Raw genomic sequence first — 17163 nt, 5'->3', positions numbered from 1 at the left:
TGCCCTCAAAACCGCAGGTCAGCCCCGCGCCTGAACCCGAGCTCCCGGGCAGCGGAGCGGAAGTTGCCGATCGATCAGACCGAGGATCTCGGCGCGCACGTCCCCGGCGACGATCCCGGTGGCCGGCGGTGCCGCCGGCGTACTGAACACGGTGAAGACCTGTGCCGACGACGAGGGCGGCTGGATCGAGCCGGTCGGCCCCGGCGGTGGTGGCGTCGTGGCCGCAATCCGGAACTCGAGGACGAACAGCGGCGGCCGGTCGGCGGCACCGAATGCCAGTCGGGCCAGCCCCGGCCGGTTCTCCAACAGGTATCCGGTCGGGCGCGGCCCGGGTGCCGACGGCGCGAGGATCGCCAGCAGCGCATCATGCAGTGCACTCGGCGGAACCGGAGCGGTGACGGTCTGATCCGGACGCGATCCCTGCATACCCCGCTGCGCAGCGGTGATCGCCGACTGCGTGGAGCGCGCCAGACCCGCACCGGCCTGCCGCGCCGCGCTCCCCACCCCAGCCAGAGCGGGTCCGAGGTCACTCGGCCACCGCACACGCCGTTTGCTCAGGACCGATCCGACGATCACCAGGATCACCCCGATCACGGCGATGGCGATCGCGCCGCCGTTCACCTGGAAGTCCGACGAGCTCGAACTGCTCCCGGTGCCGAAGTCGTACTCGTAGGTGTTTTCCACCGCGACCGCATACGACATACCGGTCACGAATGCGGTCAGGCCGAGTACGCCCACCAGGCGGCCCGGGGTACGCCCCGCGAGGACGAGGATGCCGATGACTGTGATGACCATTCCGGTGATGACCACACCGATTCCGGTCGTCACGATCCCGAGGGCCACCAGCACCAGCCCCGCCACGACGACGCCCATCGCGACCTTGCGGATCGGGACCGACCGGTGTCGAGGCCCGGGCCCCGGTGGCACGCCGCCAGGGGTCGGACCAGGCGGGATCGGGGGAAAGTCGGATCGAGTCATGCCGGGAACGGTAGGCGCCGACGGCGTCGTCGGGTATCGCCCGAAGATACGAAATCCAGGCAATTCAGGCGTGCATCCGGCCCGCCCCGGCATCGGCCCCGGAGCCCGACGCGAGGGCCAGCATCTCGTCGAGCCGATCGAACATCCGTTGCTCGGTCAGCGCCCGCGCCATCGGCTCGCAGTGCCCGCTCGCCCCCTCTGCCGCGGTGAAGGCGATCAGCGTCGCCCGGTCACCGAGCATGGCGGCCAGTCTCTCGGACTGTCCGGGCCAGAACTGTTCGTCCTCGGGGGCGGTGATGAGCACGGGGGTGCCGATGCGTGCGGCGACGTCGTCGGTGAGGGTGTATTCGGCGACGGCCCGCATGGTGTCGGAGTAGCTGCCGGGGCCGTACGGGCGGGCACGCCAGTCCCACATCCGCTTGGTGGCCTTGCTCGCCTTCATCCCGATCGACATCATCGAGTCGAAGTCGGCGTACTTGCCCTGGGCGAGCTTCTTGCCCACCGTGCCGCCGATGTTGTCCAGCCACGACGTCTGCACCTCGACGACGCCCGGGTCGACGACGGCCGCGGCGTACCGGTGCTCGAACGCCAACGCCCGCGGCACCCAGTAGCCGGCCTGGCTGATGCCGTAGACCGCGAGTCGTCGCGGGTCGACGCCGGTCAGCCCGAGCACCGTGTCGGTGACCGGGGTCAGCACCGCCTCCCAGTCGGGCCGGAAGGTCATGCCGTGGTCGAAGAGCATCGACTGCTGACCGGGTCCGTCGAACATCACCACCCGGTAGCCGCGACGCAACGCCCCGTGTGCGGCCGACGACCACTGACCCGAGACCGACCCGTCGCTGCCGTTGACCACCACCAGGGTGGGCCGCGGCTCGTCGCCGGCGTCGCCGGGTGAGAGGAACCAGCCCGGCAGCGTGGTGTCCTCGTACGGGATCGTCAGCCGTCGGCCCACGAAGGGCCCGTCGTCGACGAACTTCTCCCAGGCGGCCCGGTGCTCGGCGAAGATCGGCATCCGCTCGGCGTCGTCGGCGATCCCGTCGAGCGCGTCGAAGGCCTCGGACAGATAGGTGGCCGCCCGCAGGTGGGCGAATGCCGCGCTGATGCGATGTCCGCGTGCCGCGCTGGCATCGGCCTCGGCGACCAGTCGCCGCCCGACGCGATGCCATGCCTCGTACCAGTCGCGCTGGTGACCGGCGCCGACGGTGTCGATGGTGCGCAGGACCTCGCCGGCGTCGGCCGCCCCGGAACCGCAGTAGCCGAGCAGCAGTCGTACCGAATAGTCGCGACCGGAGTCCGAGTAGAAACCCGTGGAGTAGGCGGTGTGGGTCGGATGCAGGATGTTCATGATCGATCGCTTTCGGTTTCGGTGGTGGCCAGGTCAGAGACGCGGTCCGGCGTGACCGGCGGGCACCGGTGCGGGTGGGGTGTCGGCGTCGGCGATGCGCCGGGTCCGCTTGACCGCGAAGACGATCAGGACGATCGGGATGACCCAGTTCAGCAGGACGTTGCCCGGATGTCCCCCCGACACCACATCGGCATCGGCGAGTACGCCCGCGATCAGGTGGCTGAGCGCCATCGCGAAGATCGTCCCGGCCCACAGCAGGCTGATCGCCTTGTTCTTCGCCCGGAAGATCGGGCTGGACCAGTACCGGCGGTCGACGGTCTCCCGCGCGTACTGCTCGGTGAACGGCACGGTGTAGGCCGAGATCAGCATGACCAGACCGAGGACCACCGTGGTGGCGCCACGACCGTAGTCGGTGAGCCAGACACCCACCTCGTGCCCACCGACGAAGCCGATCCCGGAGATGATCCCGAAGGTGACGGCACCGGCCGCGTCCAGGATCTTGATCGAACGCCGCTCGATCACGGTGACGAGGATCAGTGCCATCGATGCGGCGAAGGCGGCCAGCCCCGCCCAGCCGGCCGCGTCGGGCCCGAGGTGGGAGGCGACCAGCGAGAAGAGGATCCACGGCGCGAGGCCGATGATCATGTCCTTGGCGTTCATGGTGGGGTCCTTCGGTTCTGCAGAGATCCTCTGCGTGAGTGGTTCCGATCCGGCGTCCTGCTCGAATCGCGCCATCTCACTGTGCTCCGCACCCCACCCGCGGAACATCCGCCGCACGGCGGTGATTTCGGTGCCACTCGGCACTCGGCACCCGGCACCCGGCACCCGGCAGCAACCGACACCCCATCACGGGCAGTCGATGGCTGCGCAGACGAGGCGGCCCCGATTCGGCCCAGACCCGCTTCGATCCGCCACAGGCGACGGGCGTCGGCGTCTCGGCACCGTCCGCGAGAAGCGGTCAGACGCCGTAGCGGCGGTCCAGCAACCGGATCCGACCGCCCACCACGGCGCGGTCGGGGTGCCCGACGGGAAGTCGGTGCTCCAATCGACGCCACGCCTGCAGGTCGTCACGGCCGTGGATCGACGACGTCCAGGTGCGCAACGCACCGACGTCGCCCTCGGCGATCACGCGGGAGCGGATGTCCTCGCGCACCACCTCGAAGATCTCGACGATGCCCGGCGCGCTGGATTCGACGAGCAGCCCGCCACGGCCGAGGTCGTCGATGATCGCGCGGGTGTCGGCACCGTCGGCCACGCGGCGCCGCAGGTCACCGAGGTCCGAGACCAGATCGGCGGTGAGCCGGTACGGCCGCGACCGCACCACATCGGGACCGAGATCGCGACGCAGCCGGGAGATCTCGGCGCGCACCGTCACCGGGTCGATCTCATCGCCGGCGAGTTGCATCGCCAGTTGCTCGGTGTTGAGTCCCTCGGGATACTCCTGCAGCAACACCAGGATCTCCGCATGCCGCCGGGACAGCTGTCGGGCGGTCCCGCTCCCGGTCTCCCAGCGATAGCCGTTGTCGCCCAACACGACCAGTCGTGCACCTGCCGGTTCCGGCGACTCCGCGGCGAAGGTCGCGGGATCGGCGAGATCGACCGCCTGCGAACGCAGTTCACGCTCGACGGCGGCGACCACCGAGCGGACCGCAGCGAGGGCGAACGGTGCCGCCACCTCACGACCACCGGTCACGTCGATGACACCGATGACATGTCCGGTGATCGGATCGTGCACTGGGGCCGCGGCGCAGCTGAAGTCCTGGACCGGTCCGGCGAAGTGCTCGGGGCCGATCACCTGCACGCCCTTGTCCATGGTCAGCGCCAGACCGGGTGCGTTGGTGCCGACGATGTCCTCGCTCCACACCGAACCCTCGACGAAGTTGATCCGCCCGGCCCGATCCAGGGCCTCGGAATCACCTTCCACCCACAGCAGCCGGCCGACCTGGTCGGTCAGGGCGACGACGACGCCGGTGTCGGCGATGTCGTCGAGCATCAGTGATCGCACGAGCGGGCGGATCGAGGTGATCGGATGGGCGTCGCGGTAGCGGGCGAACTCGGCCATCGTCATGGTCGCGCTGACGTCGTCCTCCGGAACGGCCTCTCCCGGGTCGATCCCACGTTTGAGTGAGCGAGCCCAGGAATCACGCACCACCGACCGCACCGCGTCGGTGGGCGGGGTGACCCCGACAAGGAATTCCTCGTAGGCACGACGAATCCGCGACGAGGGTCCAGCTTCGGCCATACATCCTCTCTCCGTCACCGGTGTGGTCAATTGTGCCGTGAAATGTGTGATTGCGGCAACAAACCCCCGCTACGGCCGCACGGCACCGGACTCATGACCATCACCCCGACCGCCGGATCGGAGTGCATCGTTCGATCGACCTCACGGCGGCCGCACCATGTACAGCCAGGCGATTCGCACATACGCTTCCCGGGTGAAACGCGTCGTGTTCTCACTCTTCCTGGCGATCTTCGCCCTCGTCGGACTGATCGCCCCGCTGTTCCGGGCGATCCCCGAGTCGGCGTCGGAGTCCTCGGCCGACCCGGTGACCATCACCGACTACGCGGCCACCTACGACGTGTCCGCAGACGGTCTGCTGACTGCACGCGAGACGGTGACCACCGCATTCCCGTCGGGCCGGCACGGGATCTTCCGGTTCTGGGACATCACCGACCCGGCCGATGCGAGCGTCCGCTATGAGCCGGAGAACATCGAGGTCACCTACGACGGTGGGCCCGTCCCGGTGGAGATCAGCGAGAAACAGGGCGACCGGTTCGTGGTGGCGAAGGTCGGCGATCCCGACCGGTACGTCCCGCAGGGCGTCCACACCTACGTGATCACCTACACCGTGCGCGGGGTCCTCGCCCCCGGCACCGCCGAACAGTCGTCGTCGGGAAGTTGGACCGGGGAAGGCGGCTCACACTTCCTGTGGCGGATCGTCGCCGACGGATGGCAGATGCCCATCCAACGATCGACCACCACCATCACGCTGCCCTCCGCGCCGGTGTCGTCGGCCTGCAGCATCGGTACCCGCGAAGAATGCGTGGTGACCGAACAGGGTCCGACGACCCGTGTCGTGACCACCGGCCCGCTGCCACCGATGATCGGCGTGTCCTTCCGGGCCGATCTCGAGACCGCCGCTCCCCCGCAGGTCACCGCACCGTGGCCGCAGCCGCTGGACCTGGTGCTGGGTCGCTCACCGGCATGGGTGATCGTGCTCCTGGCCGTGTCGGTGCTGACCTTTGCGCTCGGCGTCTACTGGGTGCTGCGCAGCCGCGAGGCGACGCCACTGCTGCCGGTGATGTTCGAGCCGCCACGAGATCCCGGGCAGACCTCCGGTTTCCTCGGACCGGTGCAGACGTACTACGTGACCCGCGAATCCGCCCCGTCTCGCGGCCTGGTCGCGACGTTGCTGCACATGGCCGATCGCGATCTGGTCCGGCTCCAACGGTCCGGCGACGACTGGACCATCACCTCCCAGGTCGACGCCGCCGCCTGGGGCACCACCGACCCGGTCACCCAGTCGGTCGCACGGGCGTTGGGCCTGAGCGGCACGGGATCGGATTTCCGTGCCGACGGCTCGGTGTCGGCGGGCAAACAGCTCAACTCCGCCAAGGGTGCGGCGGCCACCGCCGCATCGAGTTGGGCCATCGGCAGCGGGGTCCTGACGCACAGCCGGATCGAGAAGGCCGGCCGGTGGCTGGTGGTACTCGCCGTCCTGGCCGCGATCGCCGCGGTGTTCCTGGCGCCGTTCTCGTTGTGGCTGTTGCCCTTCGCGGCCTTCGCGGTCGGCGGCGCGGGACTGTTCGTGTCCGGGGTCGGTACCCGCCGGACCCCACTCGGCCGCGATGTGTGGTCGCGTGCAGGCGGATTCGAGCGGCTGCTGTCGACGCCGTCGAATGTGGAGCGGCTCGACTTCAGCGCCCGGCGTGAGCTCTACACCGACTACATCCCGTACGCGGTGGCCTTCGACTGTGCCGACGCCTGGGCACGGAAGTACCGGATCGCCACGGGTACCGAACCGCCGCAACCGGTCTGGCTCGTGTCCTCCGGGTCGGGCTCGTCGTCCGGTCTGTTCGGCGGTGGCGGCGGGGTCGACAGCTTCGAATCGAGTCTGTCGTCGGCGTTGTCGGCGTACTCGGCCAGCCAGTCCTCCTCCTCGTCGAGCAGCAGCGGTGGCGGAGGAGGCGGCGGCGGTGGCGGAGGAGGCGGCGGCTCCTGGTGAGCCACCCTCGACCCGTCGACACCTGATCGGCACCTCCCGGATCCCCCCTCACAGAAAGTCTTCCGATGCTCCTGACCGTCATCATCGTCATCGTCGTGGTCGTCGTGCTGCTCGCCCTCGTCGCCGTCGGGTTCAACAAACTGCGCCGCGCCGACATCACCGCGCAGGAGGCGCTCGGCGGCATCGACGTCCAGCTGACCCGACGCGCCGACCTCATCCCCAACCTGGTCAACACGGTCAAGGGCTACGCCACCCACGAACGCGCCGTGTTCGAGGAGGTCACTGCCGCACGCGCCGGGGTCGCCCGGGCCGCACAGGGCGGCAGCGTCGACGAGAAGGCCGCCGCCGAGGGCCGCCTCGACGGTGCGCTCGGCCGGTTGTTCGCGGTCGCCGAGAACTACCCGGACCTCAAGGCGTCGTCGAACTTCATCGCCCTGCAGACCGAGCTGTCCGACACCGAGAACAAGCTGTCGTTTGCCCGACAGTTCTACAACGACGCGGTGTCGCGCCTCAATCAGCTGGTCCAGACCATTCCGTGGATGTTCTTCGCCGGGATGGCCAAGGTCGGCAACCGTGAGTTCTACCGCGCACCCGAGGGGCAACAGCAGCCTCCGGAGGTGCGGTTCTGACGGTCAGGGAATCCAGCCGTTGCGGCGCGGATAGCGTGCCCGCAGATGGCTGTAGAGATAGGTGCTGATCAGCAGCGCGACGGCGCTGCCGGCCGCCGGCCACAAGAAGACGTTGCCGAACGACTCGCGGACGGCGGCGATCACCCAGAAGATGGTCAGCAGGACGGTCGCGATGGTGGCCAGCAGCCGGACGACGAGCACGAATGTGGTGACGAGCCACCACAGGGTCGTGCGGACGTGGTCGGCATCGGGGGCCATGGCTCGTAAGGTTAACCCGCCGCGTCGTAACGCACACCTGACGCCCGAAAGAGCGGACAATCACGAGCATGCGCACAATTCTCAACGTCATCTGGCTGCTGCTCTGCGGAGTGTGGATGGCGATCGGATACGCCGTCGCCGGAATCATCTGCTGCATCCTCATCATCACGATCCCGTTCGGCATCGCATCCTTCCGGATGGCGAACTACGCGCTCTGGCCGTTCGGGCGATCGGTGGTGAGAAAGCCCGAGGCCGGCGCGATGTCATTGGTCGGCAACCTCATCTGGCTGCTCGTGGCCGGCATCTGGCTGGCCATCGGACACATCACCGCCGGGATCGCGATGTGCATCACGATCATCGGCATCCCGCTCGGGATCGCCAGTTTCAAGATGGTGCCGATCTCGCTGCTACCACTCGGCGCACAGATCGTGCCGAGCGACCAGGTCGGCCCGGGTGGTGCCGCGGTGTCGGTGTGAACGCATCTCACCGCACGCCCCGGCCGTAGGACGCGCCGCGATCGGGACCTCACCCATCCGGATCCGTGACCGTTCCGAATAGCGGGCATGACGACATCGTTCAACGCGCTCCGCCCGCCGTCGATCGCCGTCGTGGGCAGTGGGGTCGCCGGACTCACCGCAGCCCACGACCTCTGCGAACACGCGCGGGTGACGCTGTTCGAGGCCGACAGCCGACTCGGCGGTCACGCCCACACCCACCGGATCGCGACGCCGGACGGCCGCGAGGTCTCGGTGGATTCCGGGTTCATCGTGCACAACGACCGGACCTACCCGACCCTCCTCCGTCTGTTCGACGATCTGACGATCCCCACCAGGGAAACCGACATGTCGATGTCGGTGCACTCGGAGATCTCCGGTCTCGAGTACGCGGGCGCCCTCGGTGCCCGTGGCCTGTTCCCCACCCCGAGGAATCTGGTTCGCGGCCGCTACCTGCTGATGCTCGGCGAGATCGTGCGCTTCCACCGGGCCGCACGACGGGTACTCGACTCCACCGGGTCCGACGAACCGCTCGACGCGTTCGTCGCCCGCCACCGCTTCTCGACGTACTTCCTCGACAACTTCCTGCTACCGCTGGTGGCCGCGGTGTGGTCGTGCGATTCCGATACCGCCGCGGGCTATCCAGCGCGATATCTCTTCACCTTCCTCGAGCATCACGGGATGCTGTCGGTCTTCGGGTCGCCCACGTGGCGGACCGTCGAGGGCGGATCGATCACCTACGTGGAGGCGGTCGCCGATCGTGTCCGTGACCACGGCGGTCGAGTCGTCCTCTCCGCCCCCGTCCGCCGCATCGTCGATCAGGGGTCCGGCGTCGAGATCACCGCCGGAGGCTTCGGCACCGGGCATTTCGACGCCGTCGTCGTCGCCACCCACCCCCATCAGGCGCTCGACATACTCGCCGCACCCACCGACGCGCAGCGACGGGTACTCGGCGCGATCAACTACAGCGCCAAATCAGCTGTGCTGCACAGTGACACGTCGCTGTTGCCGCACTCCGCCCGGGCGCGGGCGGCATGGAACTACCAGATCCGCACCGACGCCCCCGCCCGCACGCAGGCCGGGTCCGGGGTGCTCGACGGGTCCGGCGTCGCGGTCACCTACGATCTGACGCGCCTCATGCGCCTGGAGGTCCGCAGCCCCCGGATGCTGGTGACACTCGGCCGGACCGATCTGGTCGATCCCGCCACGGTGCACGCGGAGATGACCTACGAGCACCCGGTCTACACCACCAGATCGGTTGCCGCACAAGCATGTCTACCGACGATCGACTCGCCCGCCGTCCGCTTCGCGGGCGCCTACCACGGGTGGGGTTTCCACGAGGACGGCGCCGCCTCCGGAGCGGCTGCAGCGCACCGGATCCTGACCGACACGATCCTGCCGGCCGGCTCCGCGAGGACCGTCCTTCCGGCCGAACCCGTGAGCTCCCTGGAGATGTCGTGACCACCACGCACGCCCCGGCCCCGCCCACCACCGCGCTGGTGGTACGCACACGGATCACCCATGAACGGCGATCGCCCATCCGACACGCGTTCAGCTACTCCGGTACCTCGTGGCTGATCGACGTCGACGCACCCCCGGCGATGCCGCGAGGACTGGGGTTGCTCGCCGACTTCCGTGCCGGCGACCATTTCCCGCAACCCGCCAGACCCTCCGACACACTGCGCAGCCGTATCGACGAGTTCGTCCGCGACACAGGGATCGAACCCGCCGACGGCCGGATCGTCGCGCTGCTGTCGCCCCGGGTGGGCGGCTACGTCTTCAATCCGCTGAGTGTGTTCTGGTGTCATCGCCGCGACGGCACCCTGGCCCACGTCGTCGCCGAGGTCCACAACACCTACGGCGGCAGGCACTGCTACGTGGTGCACCCCGATGCCGACGGACGTGCGATGGTCGACAAGGAGTTCTACGTCTCCCCCTTCAACGACGTCTCGGGCCGGTACCGGCTGCGGGTGCCGGAACCGAGGGGCGGCCGGGTCGCGGTGTCGATCATCCTCGATCGGATCGGGCAGTCACCGTTCGTGGCCACCCTCACCGGGCAGGGACGACCGGTCGGAATCCGCACCGTCCTCGCCGCGCAGGTGCGCACCCCGATGGCCCCTCTGGTGGTGGCCGCACGGATCCGTCTGCACGGCATCCGCTTGTGGGCACGGCGCCTTCCCCTCCATCCACGTCCGCCCCGGCACTCGACGACGGGGCACTCCGCCACCACCGACGGCCCGGCAACCGACCGCACCATCACCGACCGGACAGCTGCCGACATCGCAAAGGGACAGTCATGAGTTCATCACGTCACCACCGGCTCGGCGTCGGGCATGCACAGCCCGACCCACCGGGCGTTCCCGGTGCCGAGACAGCTCCGATCGACGCCGACCGCTGGCCCGACGTCGCCGCGGTCCCCGACAGGTGGTCGGCCCGGACCCGAGAAGCCGTGGCCGCCTGGCTGTTCGCCCGGGCGAGCGCCGGGGTCGACGTGCGGATCGAGTACCCGGACGGAACCCGCAGCGGACGGTTCTCCCACGGCGTGCAGCCACGGATGATCATCCGACGTCCGGCCGATCTGTTCCGGCGGATCGGATCGCTGGGGTTGATCGGTGTCGGCGAGGCCTACATGGCCGGGGACTGGACCACCGACGACCTGGTCGGCGTGCTCACCCCGTTCGCCGAGCACATCGCGCACGTGGTCCCACGCCCCCTGCAGATCCTGCGTCGTGCGGTACTGCCGCGACACCCCGCCGACGAGGAGAACACGACCGCCAACACCCGCTCCAACATCTCTCGCCACTACGACCTGTCCAACGACCTGTTCGAGCTGTTCCTCGACGAGACGATGACCTACTCGGCAGCCCTGTTCACCCCCGAACCCACCGCCGAACCCGGCCGTCCGGTGTGGAACGACCTCGCCGATGCCCAACACCGGAAGATCGATCGTCTCCTCGACCTCGCCGGGGTCGGCCCCGGCACCCGGCTGCTCGAGATCGGCACCGGGTGGGGCGAGCTGTGCCTGCGCGCAGCGCAGCGTGGTGCCACGGTCCGCTCGGTCACATTGTCGGTGGAGCAGCGCGACCTCGCGCGGGAACGCGTCGCGCGGGCGGGCCTCGCCGACCGTGTGCGCATCGATCTGCTCGACTATCGCCACGTCGACGGCACCTATGATGCGGTGGTCTCGGTGGAGATGATCGAGGCAGTGGGCCAGAAGTACTGGCCCACCTATTTCTCCACCATCGACCGGGTGTTGGCACCGGGTGGCCGGGTGGCGCTCCAGGCCATCACCATGCCGCACGACCGCATGCTCGCCTCGCGGAGCACCTACACGTGGGTGCACAAGTACGTGTTCCCGGGTGGCCAGATCCCGTCGCTACGGGCGCTCCGGACGGCGGCTGCCGAGCACACCTCCCTTCGCCTGGCCGACTCCTCGGCATTCGGCATGCACTACGCGGAGACCCTGCGGCTGTGGCGGGAACGGTTCCTCGCCCGGCGTACCCACCTGGCGCCGCTGGGATTCGATGCGACGTTCGCACGCATGTGGGACTTCTACCTGGCCTACTCCGAGGCGGGATTCCGGGCCGGATACCTCGATGTGCAGCACGTGGTCTTCCATCGTCCCTCCGACGGTCCCGACGACGCGCGGTTCGGGGGTGTCCGGTGACCGGGTGGGCCGGATTCGCTGCGCTGGCCGGGTGGTCGCTGCTCTTCGTCGCGGTGCTGCAGGCGATCACGTGCGCGGTCGGGCGGCGCCTCGGCCGCGTCAACGTCGTCGACGTCGCATGGGGTCTCGGCTTCGTCGGGATCGCGTGGTTGTCACTGATCCTCGGGGGCGGCGACCCGATTCGACGCTGGGTCCTCGCCGTCGGGGTGAGCGTGTGGGGTCTGCGCCTGGCATGGCATATGACGGTCAAGTCCGCCGGTAATGGCGAGGATCCGCGATACGCCGAACTGCTGACACGCACCGGCGGGTACGGCCCCGACGGACCCCGACTGACGGTGGTCATCCGCCGGGTGTTCGCCATCCAGGGTGTTGCACAGTGGTTCGTCTCGATCCCCCTCATGGTGTCGGCGGTCGCCGGGCCCACCCCCGGGTTCGCATGGATCGTCGCCGCGATCGGTATCGCGTTGTACGTGCTCGGCCTGTTGTTCGAGGCGATCGGCGATGCCCAGCTGCGTGCGTTCAAGGCGGATCCGGCCAATCGTGGACGCATCATGGATCGTGGCCTGTGGGCGTGGACACGGCACCCGAACTACTTCGGGGACGCGTCGGTGTGGTGGGGCATCTGGTTGTTCACCGCGAGCGCCGGCGCCATGACCACGGGGACGTCGGTGATCGGCGCCCCCGGGATCCTGTCCGTACTGTCACCGGTCGCGATGACGTATTTCCTGGTCTACGCCACCGGGGCGCGGCTGCTCGAGGAGTCGATGGGCAGCCGGCCGGGTTATCGCGAGTACCAGGAATGCACGTCGTACTTCCTGCCGCGTCCACCCCGGACGCCGGAGGTCCGGTGATGGACCGTGCAGAAACCGGGACGGGCTCCCGACACCGGCCGTTGATGGGGGTCGCGGCGCCGGTTAGGGTGATCGGCAATGAGCTCACAGACCCGCCCCGCGCCGGCACCGGGTACCGATGGTCTCGCCGAACTCCTCGGGCGGGTCGCCGGCGGCGACCGCGCGGCCTTCGCCGAGGTGTACGACCAGACCAGCCACCGTGTCTACGGGATGGTCTTGCGGGTTCTGCGCGATCCCGGATACAGCGAGGAGACCACCCAGGAGGTCTACCTGCAGGTGTGGCGCTCGGCCGACACCTACGATCCCCGCTTGGGTTCGGCACTGTCCTGGATCATCACTCTCGCTCACCGACGCGCCGTCGACCGGGTCCGCTCGGAGACGGCCGCCACCCGACGCGACCTGGGATTCGCCGCCGATGAACACATGCCCGACTTCGACGTGGTGACCGCGGCCGCCGAGAGCAGAGAGACGCGCGAGGAAGTCCGCGGTTGCCTCGAGAGTCTCACCGAGGTCCAACGTGAATCGATCGGCCTGGCCTACTACCGGGGCCTGACGTATCGCGAGGTCTCCGAACATCTGTCCGTGGCCTTGCCCACGGTGAAGAGCCGGATCCGCGACGGCCTCAACCGCCTCCGTAACTGCTTGGGGGACAACCATGTCTGACGATGAACTGCTCGATCTCGCCCCGATCCTCGGCCTGCACGGACTGTCGCCGGCCGAGCTCGACTCGGTCCGCCGCAGGCGTGCCCGCGCCGATGCGCAGACCCGTCTCGAGTTCGACGACCTGGTTCGCCACACCCGCGAGGCGATGGCCACGGTGAGCACCACCACGGTCACCGAACCTCCTGCGACGCTGCGTGTTCGGCTCCTCGAGGCCATCGGCACCGATTCCGCCGACGATTCCCCCGCCGTCGACACCGAGCCCGCACCTCCCGAGCCGATCCCGCTGGTCCCACGGCAGGATCACCGTCGCCGGAACCCGCGCCGCCTCGCCTATGCGGTCGCCGCCGCGGCGGTGGCGATCGCCGTCGGTGGTCTCGGATGGGCCATCGGCAGCGGCCTGTCGACACAGCAGGCCCCGACCGAACCGGCCACCGCGCAACAGGTGTTCACCGCGGGCGACGTGCGGTCGGCCTCCGGGGCGGTCGCCGGCGGGCAGGCGACGTTGACCTACTCCGACACCGCCGATGCCGGAGTCCTGGTGATGAACGATGTGCCGCCCCCTCGGCCGGGGTCGGTGTATCAGATGTGGCTCCTCGGCCCGAACGGTGCCACCTCGGCGGGCACCATGACCGACAAGGACGTGGCCCCGTCGACCACGGCGGTGATCCCCCATCTCGGTGACGCGACGGCGCTGGCGTTCACGGTCGAACCGCCGGGTGGGTCCGCCTCGCCCGGTGCCATCGTGGCCGAGCTGCCCCTGCGCTGATCCGGGCGGTTCGGTCACCGCAGCAGGGCGCGGACCGCGTCGATCGTGTCGGCCTCGGCGGGGGTCTTGTCCGGCCGGTACCGCACCACCCGCGCGAACCGCAGGGCCACCCCACCCGGATACCGTGAACTCCGTTGCGCACCATCGAGTTCGATCTCGACGACGATCTCGGGCCGCAGATACACCGCGTGCGCGTCACGGTGATCCTCGTGTCGGGGGAACTCGGCGGTCTGCCATGCCAGCAGTGCGTCGGTCATCCCCTTGAAGGTCTTGCCGACCATCACCGGCGGCCCCCCGTCGGGATCGCGGGCGCCCAGGTGCAGATTCGACAGCAACCCGGTCCGCCGGCCCGATCCCCACTCGCACGCCAGCACCACCAGGTCCAGCGTGTGCACAGGTTTGACCTTCTGCCAGGCCTTGCCCCGACGACCCGCGGCGTAGGGGCCGGTCAGCGACTTGACCATCACGCCCTCGTGGCCGGCGGCGACGGTGGCCTCGAGGTAGGCCTGCGCGGTGTCCGGGTCGGGATTGCGAATCGAGGAGATACGTAATTGCGGCGCAATCGAATCCAACGCGTCGAGCCGGTCCGCGAGGGAGTGGTCGATGAGGTCGTCGCCGTCGAGGTGCAGACAGTCGAAGAAGAACGGCCGGAGTACCCGGGGCGTGTCGCCGGCGTCCTGCATCGACCCGAATCTGCTCATCGTGTCCTGGAAGGGTCGCGGCCGTCCGTCGTCGGTCAGGGTGAGTGTCTCCCCGTCCAGGATCACCGACCGCACCGGCAGATCCCGTACCGCCGCAACCAGATCCGGAACACGCTCAGTGACGTCGTTCAGGGTCCGGGTGAAGACCGCGACGTCATCGCCGTCACGATGTACCTGGATGCGCGCCCCGTCGAGTTTCTGGTCGACGACGAGTTCGGGCCCCAATGCGGTGAGTGCATCGGCGAGACCCTCGGCCGGGGTGGCCAGCATCGGCGAGATCGCCCGCCCGACCTGTAATCCGACGGTCTCCAGCGCAGTCCGGCCGGCCACCGCGAGACGGGCGGTCGCCGACAGCGACCCGGTCAGCATGTGTGCGCGCCGCACCAGCGTGGCGGGCTGCCCCGACACCGCGATGATCGCCTCCGACATCACCCCGGCCGAGGCACCCTGCCGCAGCTCCCCCGACATCAGCCGGAAAAGGAAGTGCTGTTCGGATTCGGTTGCACGCGAGAACAATCGTTGCAGGAGGCCCGAGCGCACCGCAGTCGATCCGGCGCCGCTCGCCGCGGCGAGCCCGGTGAATGCGACGTCGACGCCGGCGACGGTCAGGGCATCGGGTGCGTCCGGGCCGCCGCCGGAGGGCGTGGCCGCGAGCGATTGCAGTGTGCGCCAACCGACTCCGAGCCGGCCCTGCGGTATCTCCCCCGACAACCAGGCCACCACCACACCGATCTCGTCGCCGGACTCCGCGAGCAGCCGACCGAGCAGTTCGGCCTTGGCATTTCGTGATCGTGTCGCGCCGACCGCCCTCGACACCTCCACCACCCGTCCGAATCTCATGATGTGCGGCCCGGCCCCGGGTCCATGGGTTCCCAGCCGGGGGGCGTGGCCTCCGGGTGCGCGACGAGGTAGGCACGCAATGCCGCACCCACGGTGACGAAGACGTGGTCGGGGTCGAGGTCGGCCAGCAGCCCCTCCACCTCGAGGGTGCGCTGCAGTTCCGGGTCGACACCGGCCAACACGAAATGTGCTCCGTAGGAGTGGATGTAGTCGATCAGGTCCTTGAGGACCGTCGACGCCGAGTAGTCGACGTCGCTCATCGCCGAGGTGTCGAGGACCAGCCACTTCACCCGATCCGGGGCGGTGCGGACCAGGTCCATCACGTCGTCGGCGAAGCGACCGGCGTTGGCGTAGAACAGGTCGGCGTCGTAGCGGAACACGATGAGTCCGGGCAGGGACTGTTGTCCGGGGACAGCGGTCTCGTATCGCCGGGTTCCGCCGGAGCCGACGCCGAGGACGAATCGTTCCGGACGGTACTGACGCCGGACCAGTTCGAGCAGCGAGACCGCCATGGCCGCGACGATACCGATCTGCACACCGAAGATCACCACGATCACCGCGGTCACGGCGGCGATGCCGAATTCGATGCGGCGCATCCGCCACAGGCGGCGTGCGCCGTCCAGGTCGATGAGACGTACCGCGATCAGTGCGACGATCGCCGACAGCACCGCGTGGGGCAGATTCTGGAGCACACTCCCGGCGAACACCACCACCATCAGGGTGATCGCCGCCATCACCAGGTTGGCCACCTGCGTGCGTCCGCGCTCGGAGTCGAGCAGCTCGGTCTTGGTGGGGCTGCCGTTGACCACGAACGTCCCACCGAAGCCGGCGATCAGGTTGGCCCCCGACAACCCGAGGATGTCGCGGTTGATGTCGGCGCTGCGACCGTGGCGCTGTGCGAAACTGCGTGCGGTTGCCGCGCTCTGGGTGATGATCACCAGAGCACAGCCGAGCGCGACGGTCGCCGCCTTGCCGACGTCGGTGACGGCCAGGCCCTCCGGCCACCCGAAGGCGGGCAGTCCACCGGACACCTCCCCGACCACGGGCACCACATCCGACCAGCCGAACGCCGACACCATCGCGATCGAGGCGACCACCACGATCACCGCGACCGGGACGCGCGGCGCGAATCGCGCACCAACGATCAGCACGGCCAGCGAGATGGCACCGAAAGCGACTGCACTCCAATGGATGTCGCGGATCTGGGTGAACACGTTCCACCAGCGCGTCCACACCTGCCCGTCCACGCCGTGGATTCCGAGGAGCCCGGGAAGCTGGCCGGTCAAGACGGTCACCCCGGTGCCCGCGAGAAAGCCGATGAGGACCGCCGTGGAGAGGAAGTCACCGAGGAACCCGAGGCGGAGCACCCGCGCGATCGCCAGCATCCCGCCGGTGACGATCGCGATCAGACATGCCCACTGCAGCCACTGCGTCGAATCCGGTTGCAACCCGACCACGCCGAGCCCGGCGATACCCGACGCCAGCAGCGCCGCGGTCGCCGAGTCGGCGCCCACCACCATCAGGCGCGACGAGCCGACGAGGGCGAACACCACCGCAGGCAGGATGATCGTGTAGAGCCCCGCCGACACCGGGACGTGTGCGATGGAGCTGTACCCCATGCACTCCGGGATCGCGACGGCGGCGAGAGTCGCCCCCGCCAGCAGGTCGGCGCGCAGCCACGACCGCTGATAACCCACGAGTGCAGGCGGCATCAGGTGTCGCAGCGGCGAGATCGTCACCGGGCA

At 69.0% G+C, this 17163-nt stretch carries 16 protein-coding genes; 9 read left to right on the top strand and 7 right to left on the bottom strand.

Annotation, left to right across the window (positions count from 1 at the left end):
- Nucleotides 1-18 precede the first annotated feature (18 nt).
- The 4 genes from ACWDUA_RS14305 to ACWDUA_RS14290 form a co-directional block, all read right to left on the bottom strand.
- Nucleotides 19-873, bottom strand: a complete 855-nt coding sequence (locus ACWDUA_RS14305; RefSeq protein WP_449751666.1) for a hypothetical protein — start codon at nt 871-873, stop codon at nt 19-21.
- A gap of 169 nt (nt 874-1042) precedes the next feature.
- Nucleotides 1043-2323 carry an alpha/beta hydrolase family protein gene (locus ACWDUA_RS14300; protein WP_449751665.1) on the bottom strand — a complete coding sequence of 427 codons (1281 nt, stop codon included), beginning with the start codon at nt 2321-2323 and terminating at the stop codon, nt 1043-1045.
- Between the two features lie 33 nt (nt 2324-2356).
- Nucleotides 2357-2983, bottom strand: a complete 627-nt coding sequence (locus tag ACWDUA_RS14295; protein WP_449751664.1) for a hypothetical protein — start codon at nt 2981-2983, stop codon at nt 2357-2359.
- 298 nt (nt 2984-3281) lie between these two features.
- The gene (locus ACWDUA_RS14290) at nt 3282-4565 is read right to left on the bottom strand and encodes a transcriptional regulator (RefSeq protein ID WP_449751663.1); all 1284 of its coding nucleotides are present in this window, start codon (nt 4563-4565) and stop codon (nt 3282-3284) included.
- A gap of 193 nt (nt 4566-4758) precedes the next feature.
- Between ACWDUA_RS14290 and ACWDUA_RS14285 the strand changes: the two genes are divergently transcribed.
- Entirely contained in the window at nt 4759-6549 is a 1791-nt protein-coding gene (locus tag ACWDUA_RS14285) for a DUF2207 domain-containing protein (RefSeq protein ID WP_449751662.1), read from the top strand.
- A 65-nt stretch (nt 6550-6614) separates the two neighbouring features.
- Nucleotides 6615-7178, top strand: a complete 564-nt coding sequence (locus ACWDUA_RS14280; RefSeq protein ID WP_449751661.1) for a LemA family protein — start codon at nt 6615-6617, stop codon at nt 7176-7178.
- 3 nt (nt 7179-7181) lie between these two features.
- On the opposite strand, the gene ACWDUA_RS14275 is transcribed toward ACWDUA_RS14280, so the two are convergent.
- A complete protein-coding gene (locus ACWDUA_RS14275; protein ID WP_449751660.1) occupies nt 7182-7436 on the bottom strand; it encodes a hypothetical protein in 255 nt (84 codons plus the stop codon).
- Nucleotides 7437-7504: 68 nt separating this feature from the next.
- Between ACWDUA_RS14275 and ACWDUA_RS14270 the strand changes: the two genes are divergently transcribed.
- From ACWDUA_RS14270 to ACWDUA_RS14240, 7 genes are all read left to right on the top strand, one after another.
- Nucleotides 7505-7912 carry a YccF domain-containing protein gene (locus tag ACWDUA_RS14270; protein ID WP_449751659.1) on the top strand — a complete coding sequence of 136 codons (408 nt, stop codon included), beginning with the start codon at nt 7505-7507 and terminating at the stop codon, nt 7910-7912.
- A gap of 87 nt (nt 7913-7999) precedes the next feature.
- On the top strand, nt 8000-9391 hold the full coding sequence (locus ACWDUA_RS14265; RefSeq protein WP_449751658.1) for an NAD(P)/FAD-dependent oxidoreductase: 1392 nt from the start codon (nt 8000-8002) through the stop codon (nt 9389-9391).
- On the top strand, nt 9388-10230 hold the full coding sequence (locus ACWDUA_RS14260) for a DUF1365 domain-containing protein (RefSeq protein WP_449751657.1): 843 nt from the start codon (nt 9388-9390) through the stop codon (nt 10228-10230). The genes ACWDUA_RS14265 and ACWDUA_RS14260 overlap by 4 nt, the downstream gene beginning before the upstream one ends.
- Nucleotides 10227-11597 (top strand): class I SAM-dependent methyltransferase, encoded by a 1371-nt coding sequence (locus tag ACWDUA_RS14255; RefSeq protein WP_449751656.1) that lies wholly within the window; start codon nt 10227-10229, stop codon nt 11595-11597. Before ACWDUA_RS14260 ends, ACWDUA_RS14255 begins: the two co-directional genes overlap by 4 nt.
- Nucleotides 11594-12448 carry a DUF1295 domain-containing protein gene (locus tag ACWDUA_RS14250; RefSeq protein WP_449751655.1) on the top strand — a complete coding sequence of 285 codons (855 nt, stop codon included), beginning with the start codon at nt 11594-11596 and terminating at the stop codon, nt 12446-12448. Before ACWDUA_RS14255 ends, ACWDUA_RS14250 begins: the two co-directional genes overlap by 4 nt.
- Nucleotides 12449-12526: 78 nt before the next feature.
- Nucleotides 12527-13111, top strand: a complete 585-nt coding sequence (locus ACWDUA_RS14245; protein WP_059036674.1) for a sigma-70 family RNA polymerase sigma factor — start codon at nt 12527-12529, stop codon at nt 13109-13111.
- Nucleotides 13104-13877 carry an anti-sigma factor gene (locus tag ACWDUA_RS14240; protein ID WP_449751654.1) on the top strand — a complete coding sequence of 258 codons (774 nt, stop codon included), beginning with the start codon at nt 13104-13106 and terminating at the stop codon, nt 13875-13877. Before ACWDUA_RS14245 ends, ACWDUA_RS14240 begins: the two co-directional genes overlap by 8 nt.
- 14 nt (nt 13878-13891) lie before the next feature.
- On the opposite strand, the gene ACWDUA_RS14235 is transcribed toward ACWDUA_RS14240, so the two are convergent.
- Together ACWDUA_RS14235 and ACWDUA_RS14230 are read right to left on the bottom strand one after the other, a co-directional pair.
- Nucleotides 13892-15418 carry an ATP-dependent DNA ligase gene (locus ACWDUA_RS14235; RefSeq protein WP_449751653.1) on the bottom strand — a complete coding sequence of 509 codons (1527 nt, stop codon included), beginning with the start codon at nt 15416-15418 and terminating at the stop codon, nt 13892-13894.
- Nucleotides 15415-17130 carry a SulP family inorganic anion transporter gene (locus tag ACWDUA_RS14230; RefSeq protein WP_449751735.1) on the bottom strand — a complete coding sequence of 572 codons (1716 nt, stop codon included), beginning with the start codon at nt 17128-17130 and terminating at the stop codon, nt 15415-15417. Before ACWDUA_RS14230 ends, ACWDUA_RS14235 begins: the two co-directional genes overlap by 4 nt.
- Between the last annotated feature and the right edge of the window lie 33 nt (nt 17131-17163).

It is taken from the genome of Gordonia sp. NPDC003376, from assembly GCF_053589235.1.
The sequence above is the reverse complement of the archived record's forward strand: the minus strand, read 5'-3'. Positions and strand labels throughout refer to the sequence as shown.